The 18,303-nt window shown below is 56.5% G+C and carries 15 protein-coding genes and 1 pseudogene; 15 read left to right on the top strand and 1 reads right to left on the bottom strand.

Annotation, left to right across the window (positions count from 1 at the left end; translation table 11 throughout):
* Nucleotides 1–69: 69 nt before the first annotated feature.
* From JCM12296_RS13540 to JCM12296_RS13520, 5 genes are all read left to right on the top strand, one after another.
* On the top strand, nucleotides 70–1,794 hold the full coding sequence (locus tag JCM12296_RS13540) for an acyl-CoA mutase large subunit family protein (protein WP_054693862.1): 1,725 nt from the start codon (nucleotides 70–72) through the stop codon (nucleotides 1,792–1,794).
* A gap of 109 nt (nucleotides 1,795–1,903) precedes the next feature.
* Nucleotides 1,904–2,302 carry a cobalamin B12-binding domain-containing protein gene (locus tag JCM12296_RS13535; protein WP_054693859.1) on the top strand — a complete coding sequence of 133 codons (399 nt, stop codon included), beginning with the start codon at nucleotides 1,904–1,906 and terminating at the stop codon, nucleotides 2,300–2,302.
* 29 nt (nucleotides 2,303–2,331) lie between these two features.
* Complete coding sequence (gene meaB, locus JCM12296_RS13530) at nucleotides 2,332–3,321, top strand: methylmalonyl Co-A mutase-associated GTPase MeaB (RefSeq protein WP_054693856.1); 990 nt, start codon at nucleotides 2,332–2,334, stop codon at nucleotides 3,319–3,321.
* Between the two features lie 36 nt (nucleotides 3,322–3,357).
* Nucleotides 3,358–4,152, top strand: a complete 795-nt coding sequence (locus JCM12296_RS13525; protein WP_054693854.1) for an SDR family NAD(P)-dependent oxidoreductase — start codon at nucleotides 3,358–3,360, stop codon at nucleotides 4,150–4,152.
* Between the two features lie 6 nt (nucleotides 4,153–4,158).
* The gene (locus tag JCM12296_RS13520; protein ID WP_054693851.1) at nucleotides 4,159–4,827 is read left to right on the top strand and encodes an MBL fold metallo-hydrolase; all 669 of its coding nucleotides are present in this window, start codon (nucleotides 4,159–4,161) and stop codon (nucleotides 4,825–4,827) included.
* Nucleotides 4,828–4,916: 89 nt separating this feature from the next.
* Here the strand turns inward: JCM12296_RS13520 and JCM12296_RS13515 are convergent, their stop codons facing one another.
* Nucleotides 4,917–5,534, bottom strand: coding sequence for a TetR/AcrR family transcriptional regulator (locus tag JCM12296_RS13515; RefSeq protein WP_172683895.1), 618 nt, complete (start codon nucleotides 5,532–5,534; stop codon nucleotides 4,917–4,919).
* Nucleotides 5,535–6,026: 492 nt separating this feature from the next.
* Here JCM12296_RS13515 and JCM12296_RS13510 point away from each other — a divergent pair, with 492 nt between their 5' ends.
* The 10 genes and pseudogenes from JCM12296_RS13510 to JCM12296_RS13465 form a co-directional block, all read left to right on the top strand.
* Nucleotides 6,027–6,251: a hypothetical protein gene (locus JCM12296_RS13510; RefSeq protein WP_054693845.1), complete on the top strand. Its 225-nt coding sequence runs from the start codon at nucleotides 6,027–6,029 to the stop codon at nucleotides 6,249–6,251.
* A 116-nt stretch (nucleotides 6,252–6,367) separates the two neighbouring features.
* A complete protein-coding gene (locus JCM12296_RS13505) occupies nucleotides 6,368–7,609 on the top strand; it encodes a beta/alpha barrel domain-containing protein (protein WP_054693842.1) in 1,242 nt (413 codons plus the stop codon).
* A 9-nt stretch (nucleotides 7,610–7,618) separates the two neighbouring features.
* Nucleotides 7,619–8,979, top strand: a pseudogene (locus tag JCM12296_RS13500) (acetyl-CoA C-acetyltransferase).
* Nucleotides 8,980–8,997: 18 nt separating this feature from the next.
* On the top strand, nucleotides 8,998–10,569 hold the full coding sequence (locus JCM12296_RS13495; RefSeq protein WP_054693840.1) for a class I adenylate-forming enzyme family protein: 1,572 nt from the start codon (nucleotides 8,998–9,000) through the stop codon (nucleotides 10,567–10,569).
* 213 nt (nucleotides 10,570–10,782) lie between these two features.
* On the top strand, nucleotides 10,783–14,310 hold the full coding sequence (gene nifJ, locus JCM12296_RS13490; protein ID WP_054693837.1) for a pyruvate:ferredoxin (flavodoxin) oxidoreductase: 3,528 nt from the start codon (nucleotides 10,783–10,785) through the stop codon (nucleotides 14,308–14,310).
* Nucleotides 14,311–14,387: 77 nt separating this feature from the next.
* Nucleotides 14,388–15,938, top strand: coding sequence for an acyl-CoA carboxylase subunit beta (locus tag JCM12296_RS13485; RefSeq protein WP_054693834.1), 1,551 nt, complete (start codon nucleotides 14,388–14,390; stop codon nucleotides 15,936–15,938).
* A gap of 13 nt (nucleotides 15,939–15,951) precedes the next feature.
* Nucleotides 15,952–17,100 carry a sodium ion-translocating decarboxylase subunit beta gene (locus JCM12296_RS13480; protein ID WP_172683894.1) on the top strand — a complete coding sequence of 383 codons (1,149 nt, stop codon included), beginning with the start codon at nucleotides 15,952–15,954 and terminating at the stop codon, nucleotides 17,098–17,100.
* A 10-nt stretch (nucleotides 17,101–17,110) separates the two neighbouring features.
* Nucleotides 17,111–17,590 (top strand): hypothetical protein, encoded by a 480-nt coding sequence (locus JCM12296_RS13475; RefSeq protein ID WP_157067596.1) that lies wholly within the window; start codon nucleotides 17,111–17,113, stop codon nucleotides 17,588–17,590.
* On the top strand, nucleotides 17,578–18,063 hold the full coding sequence (locus JCM12296_RS13470) for an OadG family protein (protein ID WP_054693829.1): 486 nt from the start codon (nucleotides 17,578–17,580) through the stop codon (nucleotides 18,061–18,063). Before JCM12296_RS13475 ends, JCM12296_RS13470 begins: the two co-directional genes overlap by 13 nt.
* Nucleotides 18,064–18,103: 40 nt before the next feature.
* A partial coding sequence (locus JCM12296_RS13465) for a hypothetical protein (RefSeq protein WP_157067595.1) occupies nucleotides 18,104–18,303 on the top strand: 200 nt, incomplete at its 3' end.

Here is an 18,303-nt window from a genome sequence, read left to right as displayed (position 1 = left end):
CTTTTTTTTCCGCACATCGTAAGCACCACATGAATAAAGGTGGTCTGCAACAACACAACAGGAGGATATATGCTTGAAACCCGTCAAGTCCGTAATCAAAGCCCGCCAGAGTGTCTGTTCAGCGAAGAACATGTGAAGCAAATCAAGGCAAACTATCAGGATTGGTTCGATAATAGTTTGCGGGATGCGGATCGTGAATCGGAAGGCAAGTATTTTACGCATTCAGGCATTCCGATCAAATTGATTTATACCCCGGCTGACATCGACCATCTCAATTACACGGAAGACATTGGCTTTTCCGGACACCCGCCCTATCTGCGCGGCGTCTACCCCAATATGTACCGGGGAAGATTCTTCACCGTCCGCCAGCTAGCCGGGCTGGGCGCACCGGAAGACTGTAACGAAAGGGTCTGCTACCTGCTCGACCATGGCGCAACGGGCATATCCATCCTCTTCGATTTGCCCACCGTCCGGGGTTATAACTCCGACGATCCCGAAGCCGAAGGCAACGTCGGTGCCTGTGGTGCGGCAGTGGATTCCATCTGGGATATCGACGCCTTCTTCAAGGACATCGATCTGGGAACGGCGAGTACCAACATTGTTACCCATCTGCCCAGCACCAGCCTGGTTATTCCGGCCATGTACTTTGCCGTGGCCGAACAGCGGGGAACCCCCTGGACGAGTGTTGCCGGCACCTGCCAGAATGACTTCATCATGGAGACCTGTGTGGGAAGCGCTCCTGAGATTCTTCCCCCCCAGGCATCCTTCCGCATGCAATGTGATGTCATCGAATGGGTATGCAAGAATATCCCCCGATGGAACCCGGTAAGCTACAACGGCTATAATCTCCGCGAAGCCGGCACCGATGCCGTGGGAGAAGTCGGCACGGCCATCGCCAATGCCATGGCCACCGCCGATGAATTGATCCGAAGGGGCATGAAGATCGACGATTTCGCGCCCCGGATGTCTTTTTTCTGGGATCTGCACAATGATTTCTTCGAAGAGATCGCCAAATGCCGGGCCAGCCGTAAGGTCTGGTACCAGCTGATGAAAGAACGCTATAATGCGCAAAAACCCAAATCGTTGCTCATGCGCTTCCATGTGCAGACGGCCGGGGTAACCTTGCCGGCCACGGAACCCCTCAACAACGTGGCGCGATCCGCTTTCCAGGGAATGGCGGCCGTATTGGGCGGGTGTCAATCCCTGCATATCGACTCCTACGATGAGGCGTATTCAGCCCCGACTGAAGAGGCGGCACTGCTTTCGCTTCGCACGCAACAGATTCTCCAAGCCGAAACCGGCATCTGTAGCACGGTGGATCCCTTGGCCGGATCCTATTATGTGGAATACCTCACCGACCAGATGGTCCAGCGGATCTGGGACCACATCAATAAAATCGAAGGCATGGGCGGGTTGGTCAAGGCCGTTGAAGACGGCTGGCTGCACCGTGAAATCAGCACCTACAACATGGACTACCAGAAGAAGATCGAAAGCGGCGAGATGAAGATCGTCGGTGTCAACTTCCAGGTTGCCGCGGAAAAAGAGACAAAAGCCATCGAAGTCTACGAGTACCCCGAAACCTACAGCCGGCAGAAAACCAAATTGGAAAAACTGAGAAAAGAGCGCAGCAGCACCAAGGTTCAGGAATGTCTGGATGCCCTGAAAGATGCATGTCATCGTGAAGAAAACCTGGTGCCCCACTGTCTCGAGGCCGTGAAAAACCTGGTGACGCTGGGTGAAATTGAAGAGACCTTCAGGGAAGAGTTCGGACTTTGGGCATTTCCGCTCTTATAACCGGTGTCAACCGTCTCGGTGCAAAATGCGCGCATGACGCATCGTGCGGGTGCGTGAGAGGATCGGCCGGACATACGATTACTTGAATAAAATAAGGGAGATGGCGAATATGGAAAGAAAGATCAGGGTGGTCATGGCCAAGCTGGGCCTGGATATTCATTGGCGAGGTGTATATCTGGTATCCCAATTTCTTAAGGATTCCGGAATGGAAGTGATCTATCTGGGAAATAAGTTTCCGGAACAGATCGTGGAAGCAGCGGTTGAAGAAGACGCCGACGTCATTGGCTTGAGCTCCCTGGGTGGCAGTCATTTGACCTTGGGGCCGAAAGTCGTGCGCCTGCTCAAGGAAAGAGGCCTGGATCACATCAAGGTTTTCATGGGCGGCGTCATGGCACCCAAAGATGCCCGTAGTCTGGAAGAGGAACATGGAATCGCAAAGGTCTACCTGCCGGATACGCCCATGCAGGTGATTATCGATGGGATAAGGTCTACGGTCGCCTTGGCATAGTTTTCAACTTAGCGAATGCATGGTGAAACATGAAAAAGATCGACGATATTATCGCATCCGCCCTAACGGGAGATAAAGCCTGTACGTCAAGATTGATTTCCCTTGTTGAACGCGATGATGAACAGGCCCCGTACATCATGCGACAATTGTACCCCTTCTCCGGGAAAGCCTATTATATCGGTATTACCGGCGCCCCCGGAGCAGGCAAGAGTACGACGGTCGACAAACTGGTCAAGATGTTTTGTAAAAATGGCAAGAATGTCGGGGTCATTGCCGTCGATCCGAGCAGCCCGTTCTCCGGTGGCGCCCTTTTGGGCGACCGGGTTCGGGTGAACATCAAAAAAACGGAGTATAACTACTTTTTCCGCAGCATGAGTTCCGGAAACATCATGGGCGGCTTATCCCGCACGACAAAAGAGGCGGCCAGAATTCTCGATGCCTGCGGCAAAGACATCATCATCATTGAAACGGTGGGTGTCGGACAATCCGAGCTGGATGTGGCCAAGGCAACGGATACCGTCGTGGTGATTTTAACGCCGGAGTCGGGAGACGGCGTCCAAATCATGAAGGCCGGCTTGATCGAAGTCGCCGATATCTTCGTGGTTAACAAATGCGATCGCCCCGGTGCGGAAAATATCGCCCACGCCTTGAAGGGAATGCTGGACCGCATTGATTACCGGCTCAGCTGGAAACCACCGATCATCAAGACGTCCGCATCGCTGAACAAGGGCGTGGATACCCTTTACGAGGGGTTGGGCGAGCACCGACGCTATCTGAATTGCGACAAGAAGATCAAGCAACGTCGCCAGCGTCAGATCCGAGAAGAGCTCAAACGAAATATCGAAACCGAATTCATAAAAACCATTCTGAGCGACATTTACAATGGAAATGATTTCGGCAAGGCGTTGGACAATGTCTGTGAACACCGTATCGACCCACAGAATGCAGCCAGGCAGATCGTCACCGCATGGTTGTCCAAGGATATGCAGCCATCTGAAAAGTGGGCCAAGGGCGTGTAATGCGAACACACAAACTCAATGGGGAGGACCAACCAAATGCTGTCGATAGAAAATTCAGTTGCCGTCATTACCGGTGGGGGAAGCGGTATCGGCGAAACCATCGCCAAGTACTGGGTTCAACACCAGGGGAAAGTTGTCCTCGGTGATGTCAGCCAGGAAAGCCTGAAAAGGGTTGAAGACGCGATTCAGGCCATGGGCGGTGAGGTGGTCACCATGACGTGTGACGTCACCAGCGAAGCGGACTGTAACGCGCTGGCGACGTTGGCCATGGAAAAATTCGGGGCGATCAATCTGGTGGTTCCGTGCGCCGGTATCATCAATGACGGTCTATTCGTGGCCACCGATCGGGAAACCGGCAAAGTCAGCGGAAAGATGACATTGGCCCAATTTCAAAAAGTGGTCGATATCAATCTGACCGGCGTTTTCCTGACGATCCGCGAGTGCGCCGAGCAGATGATCAACGGCGGCTGCAAGGGGCTGATCTGCCTCATCTCTTCCACCGGCTCGTTGGGCACTGCCGGGCAGATCAACTATTCGTCGACAAAGGCGGCCATGTCGGTGATTCCCAAAGTCATTACCGCTGAATTTTTCAGGAAAAAACTCGCCGATAAAATCAGATGTGTCGCCGTTGCCCCGGGGTACGTGGGCACGGAGATGGTCAGGGGAATGAATCAGAAGGCATTGGATCGAATCATTGAAAACGTTCCCATTAACCGACTGATTGAACCCGAGGAAGTGGCCTCCCTGATCGGCGAGTTGTATCGCAATGAAGCCGTCGCCGGAGAAACCTACTTTCTGCATGGGGGGCTTCGCCTGGGGTCCAAGGGATAGCGCGAAATGGAAGCGCAAATATTTTTTCGGCAGATTGAAGTCGGTGATCACGCCGTCTTTGCCTATCTCATCGGCGATATCCCCACGGGCAGGGCCATCGTCGTGGACCCTGCGGACGATGTGGATCGATTGATCGGCATGGCGGAAGCAAGTGGATTGAAAATCGAGTCGATCGTAAACACACACGGACACGTCGATCACGTCATGGGCAACGCCGAGATGCAGGCGAAAACCGGTGCAAAAATCGTTATCCATGAAAACGAGGCCGCCTATCTGAATAAAATCGGCGATTTCTGGTTAAGGATGTTCTCTACCCAGAAATCGCCACCCGCCGACCGCGTGGTCAACGATGGCGATTTTATCACGATAGGGTCACACCAATGGCAAGTGATCCATACGCCGGGCCATTCGCCCGGCGGAATCTGCCTGTTCCAGGAGCAGTTAGGGGTGTGCCTCACCGGCGACACGCTTTTTGTCGGTTCCATCGGCCGTGTCGACGGGCCCGTGGGATCCGAAAGGGAGCTTCTGACGTCCATTCATCGCCGGCTAATGGCGCTACCCGATGAAACGGTCATTTTCCCCGGCCACAATTATGGACCCGAGACGTTCTCAACCGTCGCTGCCGAGCGTGCGCACAATCCATTTTTGAAGGGGCTGCAAGCCCACTTCCGGTGATGTGCGCTTGAACACTAACCCTCCGACGATTTGGTTTATGCGATACTTGCTTAATCAAAAATCACTGGCGCTTTCTGGAGAACCGAATTTCACGATTCGGGGAGCGCCTGCGCCGTCCGGGCGATACCGTCACAGATGATTTTATAGGCGCGATCCAAGGTTGCCTTGAAGAAATCTTTTTTGGGGTTGAGCCTGCGCTTGGATTCTTCGAAAAGATAAAGACCGATGAATGTGGACCAGAGGATATCCGCATGGGCGATGGCTTTACCGCGTTTAAACTTTCCATTGCGGACACCGTCGTTAAAGGTATCGGTAAACATCTTGAGAATCTGTTTGCCCAGGTCATTGAGACGGTCAAGAATGTCAGGATTAATCGCCGTCAAGGTGTCGTAGAGTTGAACGTGGATGACGATGTTTAAAATGGTGGGGTGCCGCTGGTAGGTTTGGTAAAGCGCATCCTTGAAGGCAAGGATTTTCGATTTTGGCGACAACTTTTTATTTTCGTAGATCGCACCCACCTGGGTATGCAGATCTTCGAGCGCGATCTCAATCAGGGAGGCATAAAGATCGTCCTTGCTTTTATAGTAAAGATAGAGCGTGGCGATGCTCAGCTCGGACTGTTCTGAAATATCAACCATTTTCACGGCCGCGAACCCTTTGAGGGTGAACAATTCCAATGCGGCCTGCTGGATCTGTTCACGTCTCATCTTTCTGTCGCGTTCTTTTCTTTCCTCGATACCCATATGTCAAATCTCCAAAACACCGCATTCGGCCATGGGGTGAATGAATATTCGAATTGTTAGTGTTTATTCGTATTGTGAATACCATCATAGTCTTCAGGAATGAAAAAGACAAGTCCATATAAAACCAGCCCGCTTTTTTAAGACTACATTCATAAACTAAAACTAACTTCATATTCCGGCGAAACGTTTGCGTCGCGGCCTCGGCGGCGATCCAAACTGCCGTGAATTAACGCCTGAAAATCCAACATTATATGGGAATAGTGAATAATAACTGTTTCTCCCGGAAACAGCTTTTCAGCTTGACAGGATACGGAGTAAAACAATAATTAGATTAATAAAAAGAATATAAATAGGAAAATAAAATTGCTTGTAATCAACACATGGAACAAACCCCATCGGGGAAGGGGTTAACGAGGGCCAACTCACCACAATAATAAACATTAATGGAGGCCTACAATGATTCTCAAAGAAGTAAACGACAACCGCAAAATATTCAAAGACATGGGCATGAACAAATGGCGTGAAACCAGAATGTCCGATCTGAAAAAAGGGGCAAGGATAAGAATCTACTCGCCCAGCGGAAGACCACTCGAGACCGGTGGTGATGAGACTTTCATTACTTTATGCGACGCGTTTGAAAAGCAAGGGCAATGGGCTGTCGAAGTCCGGGTCACCACCTGACGAGCGTCACTTAAACCGCGGCATTGCCCCCAAAACCGAGTTTGCAAGCATCGGTCATTATCCTTACCCACGAACCATTTCCGTGAAGCTGGAAACCAGGATCAAGGAGTGCCACCATGGCTAAAGAAAAAGGCAATCAAATGACCCAACCATCAATCCAATTGCCCGATGAAATCGTGATGCTGGAGCTTTTATTGAGGGATGGTCTGCAACACGCATCCAAAACCGTTCCGACCGAAGCAAAGGTCTGGTACGCCGATCAGCTGGTTCGGGCAGGCTACAAGTACATCGAGGTCACCAACTTCGGTCATCCGAAACTGCTGGCCCAAAGTGTGGACGCCGAGGAGGTGCTGGAACGCGTCTGCAAATTGAAAATCGTCCAGGAGGAAAAACCCCATCTCAAGTGTTACGGGATGACCACCAAGGCCTTCGAGCGCGCCGCCGAAATGGCCCAGAGAGGCTACCCGACCAATAGTGTCGCATTTACCATTTCGGCCGAGGATCTGCACGGCCGCCGGAATTCCGGGCGGACCCGCAAGGAGTATCTGGAGGAAATTCCGGCGATGATCAAGATCGCCGAGGCCAATGGTTTTGAAATCGATATGGCCATCGCCTGCACCTATGGTTCACCGATTGCCGGACCGGTACCCATCGAGAACACATTCGAGCTGATGGACTGGGGGATGGACCACGGCATCCGCAATTTCACCCCCTGCGACACCACCGGTGAATCCAATCCCCGGCGAAGCTTCGAATACATGTCGGCGCTGGTCGACCGTTACGGCAAGTATGACGATCAAATCAAGTTCAGGATTTCTCACTTTCACGAATGCCGTGGGCAGAGCCTGGCCAACACCTTTGCGGCCATCCTGGCGGGTGCCCGGGTCATCGAGACCTCCCTGGGGATGGGCGGCGGGCAGCCGGCCTTCATGGTCGACGGAGTCCCCGGAAAGGGCAGCGGGCCCCTTTATACCAACGCATGGGAAGTGGGCAACTGCCCCACCGAGGATACGCTGGTCATGCTGGATGAAATGGGCATCGAAACCGGTATCGATATCGACCTGGTGCTTTCCCTGGGGCGTGTCTTCGAATGGACTATGGAGAAATCCCTGCCGGTGTGGACCACCAAGGCGGGGCGTCCGATCAAATACCCGGTGGAGTGGTGCATTGCACCCAACAATCTTGAACACATCCCCCCCTACGGTCCGCCGCAGATGTTCTGGGCATCACCCGAAAAATACAGCCCGGCTTCGTCCGATTTCATCAACCGCGAATTTGAGGGACGAACCTATAAATGGGGCAAATGCGATGACGAGGAAGATGGATACTGCCGGATTGAGATGCTCGATGAAAATTGATGCCGCAAAATGGACGTCTGCCTAAAAGACGAGCCGCGGACAGCATTTAAAGGATGTCCCCAAACGCACCCCAATGGGAGAGAAATCATGCGAGAAGTCGTAATCGTCAGTGGAGCAAGAACAGCCGTGGGTAATTTTCTGGGAACGCTGAAAGATATCCCCGCCGCCGAGCTGGGAGCCATTTGCATTCGCGAAAGCCTGATGAAAGCGGGCCTGAAACCCAAGGCGACAAAGGCCATGCAAGACACCGCACCGGAGCCGCTTAAAGCCGATGGCATCATTGCCCTGGAAGAGAAGTATCGCCGGTGGGACGACAGCCATCGGGAAATCGAGGTGGACGAAGTCATCATGGGCAACGTGGTCCAGGCCGGCCAGGGGCAAAACCCGGCCCGCCAGGCCACCATTTACGCCGGCATGCCCAAGGAGACCCCGGCGTTCACGGTGAACAAGGTGTGTGCCTCGGGCATGAAGGCCATCGCCCTGGGCGTCCAGTCGATCCAAGCCGCGATGCCGAGGTGATTGTCGCCGGCGGCATGGAGAATATGAGCCAGATTCCGTACGCCCTGCCCAAGCTTCGCGGCGGCGCCCGCATGTTCAATGCCGAGGCCATCGACCTGATGGTGCATGACGGGTTGTGGGAACTTTACTACGGGTATCACATGGGCATGACCGCTGAAAATATCGTCGAGAAGTACAAGATCAGTCGTGAGGACCAGGATCAGCTGAGCCTTGAAAGCCATCAACGGGCCCGGGCGGCGATCCAGGCCGGCATGCTGAAGGATGAAATCGTTCCGGTGATGATTCCCCAGCGCAAGGGAGAGCCGATGCCCTTTGATACGGATGAAAGACCCATGGACACGTCGATGGAGAAGATGGCCAAGCTGAAACCGTTTTTCAAGAAAGACGGTTCGGTGACGGCCGCCAATGCGTCGGGAATCAACGATGCCGCGGCGGCGGTGGTGATCATGGCGGCGGAGAAAGCAGCCCAACTGGGGTTGGCGCCCCTGGCCTATATCAAGAGCCATGCGGCCGGTGCCATCGATCCGGCGTATATGGGCTGCGGCGTTATCCCGGCCACGCGCCTGGCGCTGCAAAAAGCCGGCTGGCGCATGGAAGACGTCGATTGCATCGAACTGAACGAAGCCTTTGCCTCACAGGCACTGGCCTGCATGCGGGAGTTGAAGATGGACTGGGAAAAAACCAACCCCAACGGCGGTGGCATTTCCATCGGTCATCCCGTCGGTTGCACCGGCGCCAGGATCACCTATGCATTGGCCATGGAAATGAAACGTAAAAATTACACCAAAGGGTTGGCGACGCTGTGTATCGGCGGCGGCATGGGGTACGCCATCACCCTGGAACGTAAATAATCCGTGCAGGAGGGATAGATGAATTTAGCAGATGGGTTAAGAATCAGTTCATGGCGGTATCCGGACAAGGTGGCGGCCGTTTTCGAGGACCGGCGGGTGACGTATGCCGAATTGAACAACCGTGCCAATCAACTGGCCCACGCCGTCCTTGGGCTCGGGCTCAAACGGCAGGCCAAATGCTCGATTATCATGTACAACAACATCGAATTTCTCGAGATCTACCATGGCCTGACCCGGGCGGCGATGATTTCCGTGCCGGTCAACTTCCGCCTGGTGCCGGCCGAACTCGAGTATGTGATCAACAACTCCGATTCCGAAGTACTTTTCGTGGGCAAGGAGCTGTTTGATAAAATCCGCCTGGAAAACATCCCCAAGGTGAAAAAGGAGCATATCTTCGTCATCGGCCCCAAGGACGAGACACCGGCGGGCATCACCCATTACGAGGATTTCTTGTCCGGCAAGCCGACCAGCGAACCGGACAACGTGCAGCAGAAAGAAGACGATATCTTCTACTTCGGATATACCTCCGGAACCACGGGATTTCCCAAAGGTGCCATGAACACCACCCGCGGCACCTTGGATATCGTCAAAAACGTTTTCGTCCGCACGGCCGGCAAGCCGCATATCAAGCTGAACCAGCGCGTCCTTCTGGCCATCATTCCCATCTGCCACTCCAACAGTGTCTGGTCGACCTTGATCACCCTGTGGTGCGGCGGAACGAACGTGATCTTCCCCTCGGGCCGGTTCGATCCGGAAAAGGTTCTCCAGATCATCGACCATGAGAAGGTGACCACCAGCTCCATGGTCCCGACCATGATCACCCGCGTCCTGGATCTTCCCGAGGATGTCAAGCAGAAGTACGACATGAGCTCGCTGACCTCCCTGGGTAGTTCCTCGGCGCCGTTGCTGACCACGACCAAGGAAGCGGCCCTGAAATTTTTCAATAACGTCCGTTTCAGTGAAGGCTACGGCTCCACCGAGACCGGTGCGTTGACCACCCTGCGCCACAAGGACCAGATGCGCAAGGTGCGCAGTATCGGTCAACCCAACCCGGGAATCGAAATCAAACTGGTCGATGATGCCGGCAACGTCATCACCGCACCGAACACCCAGGGCGTGCTGTGGGCCAAGGCCCGCTCGGCCTTCATCGGATATTACAACTCGCCTGAAAAAACCGCCGAATCCATTGACGGTGAATGGGCCACCGCCGGCGATGTGGCCTATTTCGACGAGGAAGGCTATTACTACCTGGCCGACCGCAAGCACGACATGATCATCAGCGGCGGGGAGAATGTCTATCCGGCCGAAATCGAGGAGGTGATCTCCCAAATTCCCCAAGTCTCCGAGGTCGCCGTCATCGGTATTCCGCACGCCGATTTCGGTGAAGAGGTCAAGGCCCTGGTGATCCTGAAAAACGGCGATTCCATTACACCCGAAGATATCCTGGCCCATTGCTCGGCCAACCTGGCCGGGTATAAACGTCCCCGCTCGGTGGAGATCATGAATGAATTTCCCCGTACCGCCACGGGTAAGGTTCTCAAACGGATCTTGCGCAAACCGTACTGGGAGGGTCAGGAAAGAAGTATTTAGCGTCGATCCCAAAATAAGATTTTTCGGTCCCCAGCTGCGCCCACTCGGCCATCATCCTCAATCCTCCACCGCCATGCGGCGGTGGCACTCTCCCTCGGGCCATGCTGGGGACCGAAATTCACCATGGATTCGCCATTTGCCAATCGATCGATGCGATGGAAGGGCCAACCGGACCGCCAATGAACCCCCAGCCAGCTGCAAGGAGATACATAAATGCCCCCAGTGATGCAAACCATAGACGGAAATACGGCTGCGGCGCATGTGGCCTACGCCATGAGCGACGTTGCGGCCATATATCCCATCACCCCCTCTTCACCGATCGGCGAACTCTGCGACGAATGGGCGGCGGGTGGTCTGAAAAACGCCTTCGGACAGGTCATGAAGGTGAGCCAGATGCAATCCGAGGCGGGCGCCGCCGCCGCCGTGCACGGATCCTTGGCGGCCGGTTCGCTGACCAGTACCTTTACCGCCTCCCAGGGACTGCTGCTGATGATCCCCAACATGTACAAAATGGTCGGGGAACTCCTGCCGGCGGTATTTCACGTGACCGCCCGCTCCCTGGCCGGACACGCCCTGTCCATTTTCGGTGATCATCAAGACGTCATGGCCGTGCGGCAGACCGGCTTCGTGCTGCTGGCCTCGGCCTCCGTGCAGGAGGTCATGGACCTGGGTCTGGTGGCGCATCTGGCGGCCATCGAGAGCAGCGTTCCCTTCGTGCACTTTTTCGACGGTTTCCGCACCTCCCATGAGCTTCAGAAAGTGGCCCTGATCGATTATGCCGACATGGCCGGATTGGTCAACTGGAACGCCGTCGAACGTTTCCGTGCCCGCGGCGTCAATCCCGAATCCCCCGAACTGAGAGGCACGGCCCAGAACCCGGACATCTACTTTCAAAACCTCGAGGCCGCCAACCCTTATTGGCTGGCCGTGCCGGATATCATCGACGAGTACATGCAAAAGGTCGGCGACCTGACCGGTCGTCACTACCGGCCCTTCGACTACGTCGGGCATCCGCTAGCCGAAAACATCATCATCGCCATGGGATCGGGCTGCGAGACCATCGAGGAGACGGTGAACGACTTCGCGGGTCGGGGTGAGAAGATCGGCCTCGTCAAGGTTCGTCTTTACCGTCCCTTCGACAACCGGCGCCTGTTTGCCGCCATCCCGACGACGGTCAAGCGCATGGCCGTTCTCGACCGCACCAAGGAACGCGGCGCGCCCGGCGGCCCCCTGTACGTGGATGTGTGCACGGCCTATATGGAACGGCAGCAGACGCCGCTGATCATCAACGGCCGCTACGGGCTGAGTTCCAAGGAGTTCAATCCGAGCATGGTCCGGGCAATATACGACAACCTGGCCGCCGGGACCCCCAAGAATCATTTCACCGTCGGCATCGTCGATGACGTGACCCATACCTCGCTTGAGGTGACGCCCGGGTTGGATGTGGCCCCCGAGGGGACCGTGCAGTGTAAATTCTGGGGATTGGGCGCCGACGGCACGGTGGGTGCCAACAAGAGCGCCATCAAGATCATCGGCGACAACACGGACCTGTATGCCCAGGCCTACTTTGCCTACGATTCGAAGAAATCGGGCGGGATCACCATTTCGCATCTGCGTTTCGGTAAGAAACCGATCCAATCCACCTACCTGATCGACAGCGCCGATTACATCGCCTGCCACAAATCCAATTACGTTCAGACCTATGACGTGCTGGAAGGCATCAAGCCCGGCGGCACCTTCGTGCTCAATTCCAGCTGGTCTCTCGAAGACATGCATACGGCCCTGCCCAGTGCCATGCGGCGCGCCATCGCCGAGAAGAAATTGAAGTTCTACAACATCGATGCGGTCAAGATCGCCGGCGAAATCGGATTGGGCGGCCGCATCAATATGATCATGCAGACGGCCTTTTTCAAATTGGCCAATGTCATCCCGGTGGACGCGGCCATCGCCTATCTGAAAGAGCAGATCAAGAAGATGTTCGGCAAGAAGGGCGACGAAATCGTGGCCATGAATATCGCCGCGGTGGACAATACCCTGGATCACCTCGTGCCCATCGACTATCCGCCGGAGTGGGCCCAGGCCGGTGAGGCGGCCGCCGCGCAAGCGGTGGCGGAACCGGACTTCGTAAAAAGCGTGATGCGGCCCATGCTGGTCCAGCAGGGGGACAGCCTGCCGGTGAGCGCCTTCCGGCCGGACGGGATTTTCCCGGTGGCCACCACGCGGTACGAGAAGCGCGGCGTGGCCATCAACATTCCCGAGTGGATCATGGAAAACTGCATCCAGTGCAACCAGTGCGCCATGGTCTGCCCCCACGCCAGCCTGCGACCGGTCCTGGTGACGGAAGAAGAGCTGCAGGCCGCGCCGGCGGCCTTTGGCGCCCCGAAGGCACTGGGCAAGGAGCTCAAGGGGTATCATTTCCGCATGCAGATCTATCCCCAGGATTGCATGGGCTGCGGCAATTGTGCCGATATCTGTCCGGCCAAGAAAAAGGCCCTGGTCATGCGCCCCCTGGAGAGTCAGACGGAGGTGCAGATACCCAATCAGCAGTTTGCCGAAACCCTGCCCATTCGCGACCGGCTCATGGAACCGACATCGGTCAAGGGCAGCCAGTTTTGCCAGCCGCTGTTGGAATTCTCCGGTGCCTGCGCCGGGTGCGGCGAAACCCCCTACGCCAAGCTGGTGACCCAGCTGTTCGGCGATCGGATGGTCGTGGGCAACGCCACCGGGTGCAGCTCCATCTGGGGCGGCAGCGCGCCGGCGATCCCCTATTGTGTCAATGCCGACGGGCACGGGCCGACCTGGGGCAACTCCCTGTTCGAGGACCCGGCCGAGTTCACCTACGGCATCCAGCTCGGTCATCTGCAGCAACGCGATAAACTGGTTCAGCAGATGGAGATGGCCCTGCGCAACGACATCGATCGGGAAATAAAGGCCGCCATCCGGGGATGGTTGGACAACCGCAACGATCCGCAAGGCTCCAAGGCATACGGCCGACAGCTCAAGCAGCTGCTCTCCGGGCAGCCGGCGAACTCTTTTCTGGGAGAGCTGGCCACCTACGCGAAACTCTTCACCAAGAAATCCTACTGGGTTTTCTGCGGTGACGGCGCCGCCTACGATATTGCCTTCAGCGGTATCGACCACGTGCTGGCCGCCGGTGAAGACATCAATGTGCTGGTTTTCGATACGGAGGTGTACTCCAACACCGGCGGTCAATCATCCAAGGCCACGCCCACCGGCTCCACGGCCAAATTTGCCGCATCCGGCAAGAAGACGCCCAAGAAGGACATGGGCGCCATGTTCATGTCCTATGGCTACGTCTACGTGGCGTCGGTATCCATGGGCGCCAATAAACGTCAGTTGCTCAAGGCCCTGATCGAGGCCGAAAGTTACGATGGCCCCTCGCTGATCATGGCCTACGCGCCATGCATCAACCACGGCATCAAGAAAGGCATGGGCAAAAGCCAGCTGGAAGCCCAGTTGGCGGTGAGTTGCGGTTATTGGCCGTTGTACCGCTACAATCCGGCGCTGCGGGAGATGGGGCAAAACCCGTTCATCCTCGACAGCAAGGCCCCGGACGGCAACCTGCGCGCGTTCCTGTCCGGCGAGGTCCGGTATGCCGCCCTGCAGCAGGGATTTCCCCAGGAAGCCGAACGTCTGGTGGAACAATTGGAGTGCGAATGCATGACCCGTTACCAGGACCTGGAACGTCTGGCGGCGACCCCAGCCGAGCGTAGCGCCTGAGGGGCTGATCCCCTCGTTTACCATCCATCACGCATCGGACCATCCATAAAACCGGCGTGTAGCGTCAAGGAGGATGAATGAAAGACGTGGAATTACTCGCAGAACTGACTGAACGAAACCGGCAGGCGCTGCAAGGCGGCGGGCCGGAACGCATCAAGAAACAGCATGAACAGGGAAAGATGACCGCCCGCGAGCGGATCGATACGCTGTTTGATCCCGACAGTTTCGTGGAATTGGATCGCTTCAAGACCCATCGGTGCACCGATTTCGGCATGGCCGAGAACAAGATTCCGGGCGACGGGGTGATCACCGGCTACGGTGAGATTCACGGCCGGACCGCTTTCGTCTACGCCCAGGACTTCACCGCCTTTGGGGGGTCCCTCTCCCTGGCGCACGCCGAAAAGATCTGCAAGGTCATGGAAATGGGGCTTCGGGCCGGTACGCCGGTGATCGGCCTGAACGATTCGGGCGGTGCCCGCATCCAGGAGGGCGTGATGAGTCTGGCCGGTTACGGACAGATTTTCCAGAACAACGTCATGGCCTCGGGTGTGATTCCCCAGATCACCGCCATCATGGGGCCGTCGGCCGGCGGTGCGGTCTATTCACCGGCCCTGACGGACTGGATCTTCATGGTCGAAAATACCAGCCACATGTTCATCACCGGTCCCGAAGTGGTCAAGGCGGTCACCCAGGAGAGCGTGAACAAGGAAGACCTGGGCGGTGCCATGACCCACAACACCAAGAGCGGCGTGGCCCACTTCGCGACGCCCGATGACCGCGCCTGCCTGCTCAAGATACGCGAGCTGTTGGCCTTTCTGCCACAGAACAACATGGAAGACCCGCCGCAGGTCGAACCGACCGATGATCCCAAAAGGCGGGACGAACACCTGCGCGAGGTGGTGCCGGCCGATCCCAACAAGCCCTATGATATCCGCGATATCATTCATTCCAACATGGATAACCATGACTTCTTCGAGATCCAGGAGCACTGGGCCAAGAACATCGTCATCGGCCTGGGACGCCTAGACGGTCGCACCGTGGGCGTTCTGGCCAACCAACCGGCGGTGCTGGCCGGGGTGCTGGACATCAACGCATCCATCAAGGGCGCCCGCTTCGTGCGCTTTTGTGACTGCTTCAATATTCCCATCGTCATCTACGAGGATGTTCCCGGATTCATGCCCGGCAGCATGCAGGAGCACGGCGGCATCATCAAACACGGCGCCAAGCTGATCTACGCCTTTGCCGAGTCAACGGTCCCCCGGATCACCCTGATCACCCGCAAGGCCTACGGCGGGGCCTATATCGTGATGAGTTCCAAACACCTGCGTGGCGATATCAATCTTGCCTATCCCAATGCCGAGATCGCCGTCATGGGTGCCGAGGGGGCGGTCAATATCATCTGCCGCAATCAGATCAAAAAGGCGGCCGATCCCGAGACGGAACGTTCGCGCCTGATCGCCGATTACCGGGTCAAATTCTCCCATCCCTTCAGGGCCGCCGAACTGGGCTACATCGATGAAGTCGTGGACCCGGCCGATACCCGGCCGAAGCTGATCCAGGCTTTCAAGATGCTGGCCAACAAACAGGACACCAATCCGCCCAAGAAACACGGCAACATGCCCCTGTAGAAGGAGAATACGCATGACCTGGGACCAAGTATTGGAGTTGATCAAGAGCATCCTGATTACCCAGACGGGGATTCCGAACCTCGCCTTCAAAGAGGTCATCATGATCGCCATTGCCTTTTTGTTTCTCTACCTGGCCGTGGTGAAGGAGTATGAACCCCTGCTTCTGGTACCCATCGGATTCGGCATCTTCCTGGTCAATTTTCCCCTGGTGCCGCTGATGGGGTTTTCCGAACACGGCAACCCCGAGCTGATCCGGGCCTTTTACAAATACGGCGTCGAATGGGAAATCATTCCGCCGATGATCTTCCTCGGCCTGGGGGCCATGACCGACTTCGGCCCCATGATCGCCAATCCCAAAACCCTCATTGTCGGCGCCGGCGCCCAGCTGGGGGTCTTCATCACCTACCTGGGAACCCTTTTTCTGGGATTCACCCTCAAGGAGGCGGCATCCGTGGCCATCATCGGTGGCGCCGACGGGCCCACGACCATCTACCTGACCGCCAAGCTGGCCCCGCAGCTGCTCGGTGCCAACGCCCTGGCGGCCTATTCCTACATGGCCATGGTGCCACTCATCCAGCCGCCCATCATGCGCATGATGACCACGCCCGAGGAGCGTAAGATCAAGATGCGCCAGCTGCGCCCGGTGTCCACCCGGGAGAAGATCCTCTTTCCCCTCATCGCCTGCGGACTGATCGTGCTTTTGATACCGGCGGTGGCGCCTTTGATGGGCATGTTCATGTTCGGCAATTTCATGCGCGAATGCGGGGTGGTCAAGCGACTGTCCGATACGGCCCAGAATTCCCTGATGAACATCATCACCATCCTTTTGGGCATATCGGTGGGCGCCACCATGCAGGCCGACGTTTTTCTCACCTGGAAGCCGCTGATGATCTTCAGCCTGGGCCTGTTCGACTTCGTGGTCTGCACCTTCGGCGGCATACTGACCGTCAAAATCATGAACCGCTTCCTGAAGAAGAAAATGAATCCCCTGATCGGCTCGGCAGGCGTCTCGGCCGTGCCCATGGCCGCCCGCGTGGCCCAATCGGAGGGACTCAAGGCCGATCCGGACAACTGGTTGATCATGCATGCCATGGGACCCAATCTGGCCGGCGTGATCGGCTCGGCCGCAGCTGCGGGAATGTTTATCGCCATGTTCAATTAGGAGGAATTTCATGAGAATATTTCACGCCACTAACCGTCCATGGCTGTCGATAAAGCATATCGTGGCGATCGTTGTCGGGTCGATCCTGCTCTGCAGCCCGGCAGGCTGGGCGTCCAATGCTTCATCCACGGACGATGGGACGCCGGTGTTTACCCGCCAGCAAGATGAAATCGTGGCCACGCTCATCCCACGCGCCAAAAGCACCAGCGTGCGCATCGCCTTTGGGGCCACGGGTGGGTCCCTGGCCGATGTGACGGCCAAGTCGTTTGCGGAAACGGCACTGTCGGGAGCGGATGAAAAGGATTTTAAATCCGGGGTCTTCATCATCCAGGTCACCGACGTGCCCGTCGGCGGCAAGGCAACCCTTTCGGTCACCTCGGATTTTTCAGTTCATCCACCCAATTCTGGGTTTTCAACGCGCACCAGGCCGAGCCGTGGACCCAGGCCGGCATCGAAAACAAACCCCACGCCAATCTGGTGCAGGAACTGATCCTGACGGTCGTCGACGGAGGACCGCAAGATGCCGATCAGGTCGCCAACGGGCGGATCACCGTGGTCGGCGGCCCCTGGGATTCGTTCTGGGGTTACGCCCTGGGAACGCTCTTTATCCGCTTCTTCGGCATCTTCCTGGTATTGTCGGTGCTGATGATCGGCATGATGCTCTCCGGCAAGATCTTCGAAACCCTGGAACGGCGTAAGGATTCAGCCGGTCGCGCGACTTCAGCGACCGTGTCCGGGCCGGCTGTGGCGGCCGAATCCATCCCGCCATCGACCGATGCCGCGCCGTCGCCTGACACGCAAAAAATCGCGGCGATGTCACTGGCCCTGCATCTGCATTTGAACCGGCTGCGCGCCCAGACCGTGACGCACCTGGATGCGCCGATAGCGGCTGCCTGGGTCCAGCAGGGCCGTCAACGCGCCATGGGGCCAGGCTGTCTGAACATACGGAATCGCAAACCCTAAGCCGACGACGAGAGCCATAAGAGAAAAGCGAGGAACGTCAATGCAATATCATCTTACCATTCAGGATAAGCAATATTCCGTGGAAATCGGTACCATCGAAAACGGAAGTGTCACGGTCAGCGTGAACGATGAGGTCTACCAGGTGGATGTCGATCATTTGGACCAGTATCTTCCCGACCCTGCCACCGCCCGCCCCCAACCCGCGACGCGAGCGGCTTCGCCGGTACCGGCGGTCTCCCG

Origin of the sequence: Desulfosarcina cetonica JCM 12296, assembly GCF_001311845.1 — a bacterium.
In the GTDB taxonomy this organism is placed as follows: Bacteria; Desulfobacterota; Desulfobacteria; order Desulfobacterales; family Desulfosarcinaceae; genus Desulfosarcina; species Desulfosarcina cetonica.
Note: the sequence above shows the minus strand (reverse complement) of the source record. Positions and strands in the feature narration are given on the sequence as shown.

Bases quoted from the DNA above. Each gene is read 5' to 3' on its own strand.
- meaB (WP_054693856.1), top strand. From the start codon at position 2,332: ATGAAAAAGATCGACGATATTATCGCATCCGCCCTAACGGGAGATAAA.
- JCM12296_RS13505 (WP_054693842.1), top strand. From the start codon at position 6,368: ATGGCTAAAGAAAAAGGCAATCAAATGACCCAACCATCAATCCAATTG.
- JCM12296_RS13485 (WP_054693834.1), top strand. From the start codon at position 14,388: ATGAAAGACGTGGAATTACTCGCAGAACTGACTGAACGAAACCGGCAG.
- JCM12296_RS13515 (WP_172683895.1), bottom strand. From the start codon at position 5,534: ATGAGACGTGAACAGATCCAGCAGGCCGCATTGGAATTGTTCACCCTC.
- JCM12296_RS13540 (WP_054693862.1), top strand. From the start codon at position 70: ATGCTTGAAACCCGTCAAGTCCGTAATCAAAGCCCGCCAGAGTGTCTG.
- JCM12296_RS13535 (WP_054693859.1), top strand. From the start codon at position 1,904: ATGGAAAGAAAGATCAGGGTGGTCATGGCCAAGCTGGGCCTGGATATT.
- nifJ (WP_054693837.1), top strand. From the start codon at position 10,783: ATGCCCCCAGTGATGCAAACCATAGACGGAAATACGGCTGCGGCGCAT.
- JCM12296_RS13495 (WP_054693840.1), top strand. From the start codon at position 8,998: ATGAATTTAGCAGATGGGTTAAGAATCAGTTCATGGCGGTATCCGGAC.
- JCM12296_RS13510 (WP_054693845.1), top strand. From the start codon at position 6,027: ATGATTCTCAAAGAAGTAAACGACAACCGCAAAATATTCAAAGACATG.
- JCM12296_RS13525 (WP_054693854.1), top strand. From the start codon at position 3,358: ATGCTGTCGATAGAAAATTCAGTTGCCGTCATTACCGGTGGGGGAAGC.
- JCM12296_RS13520 (WP_054693851.1), top strand. From the start codon at position 4,159: ATGGAAGCGCAAATATTTTTTCGGCAGATTGAAGTCGGTGATCACGCC.
- JCM12296_RS13480 (WP_172683894.1), top strand. From the start codon at position 15,952: ATGACCTGGGACCAAGTATTGGAGTTGATCAAGAGCATCCTGATTACC.
- JCM12296_RS13475 (WP_157067596.1), top strand. From the start codon at position 17,111: ATGAGAATATTTCACGCCACTAACCGTCCATGGCTGTCGATAAAGCAT.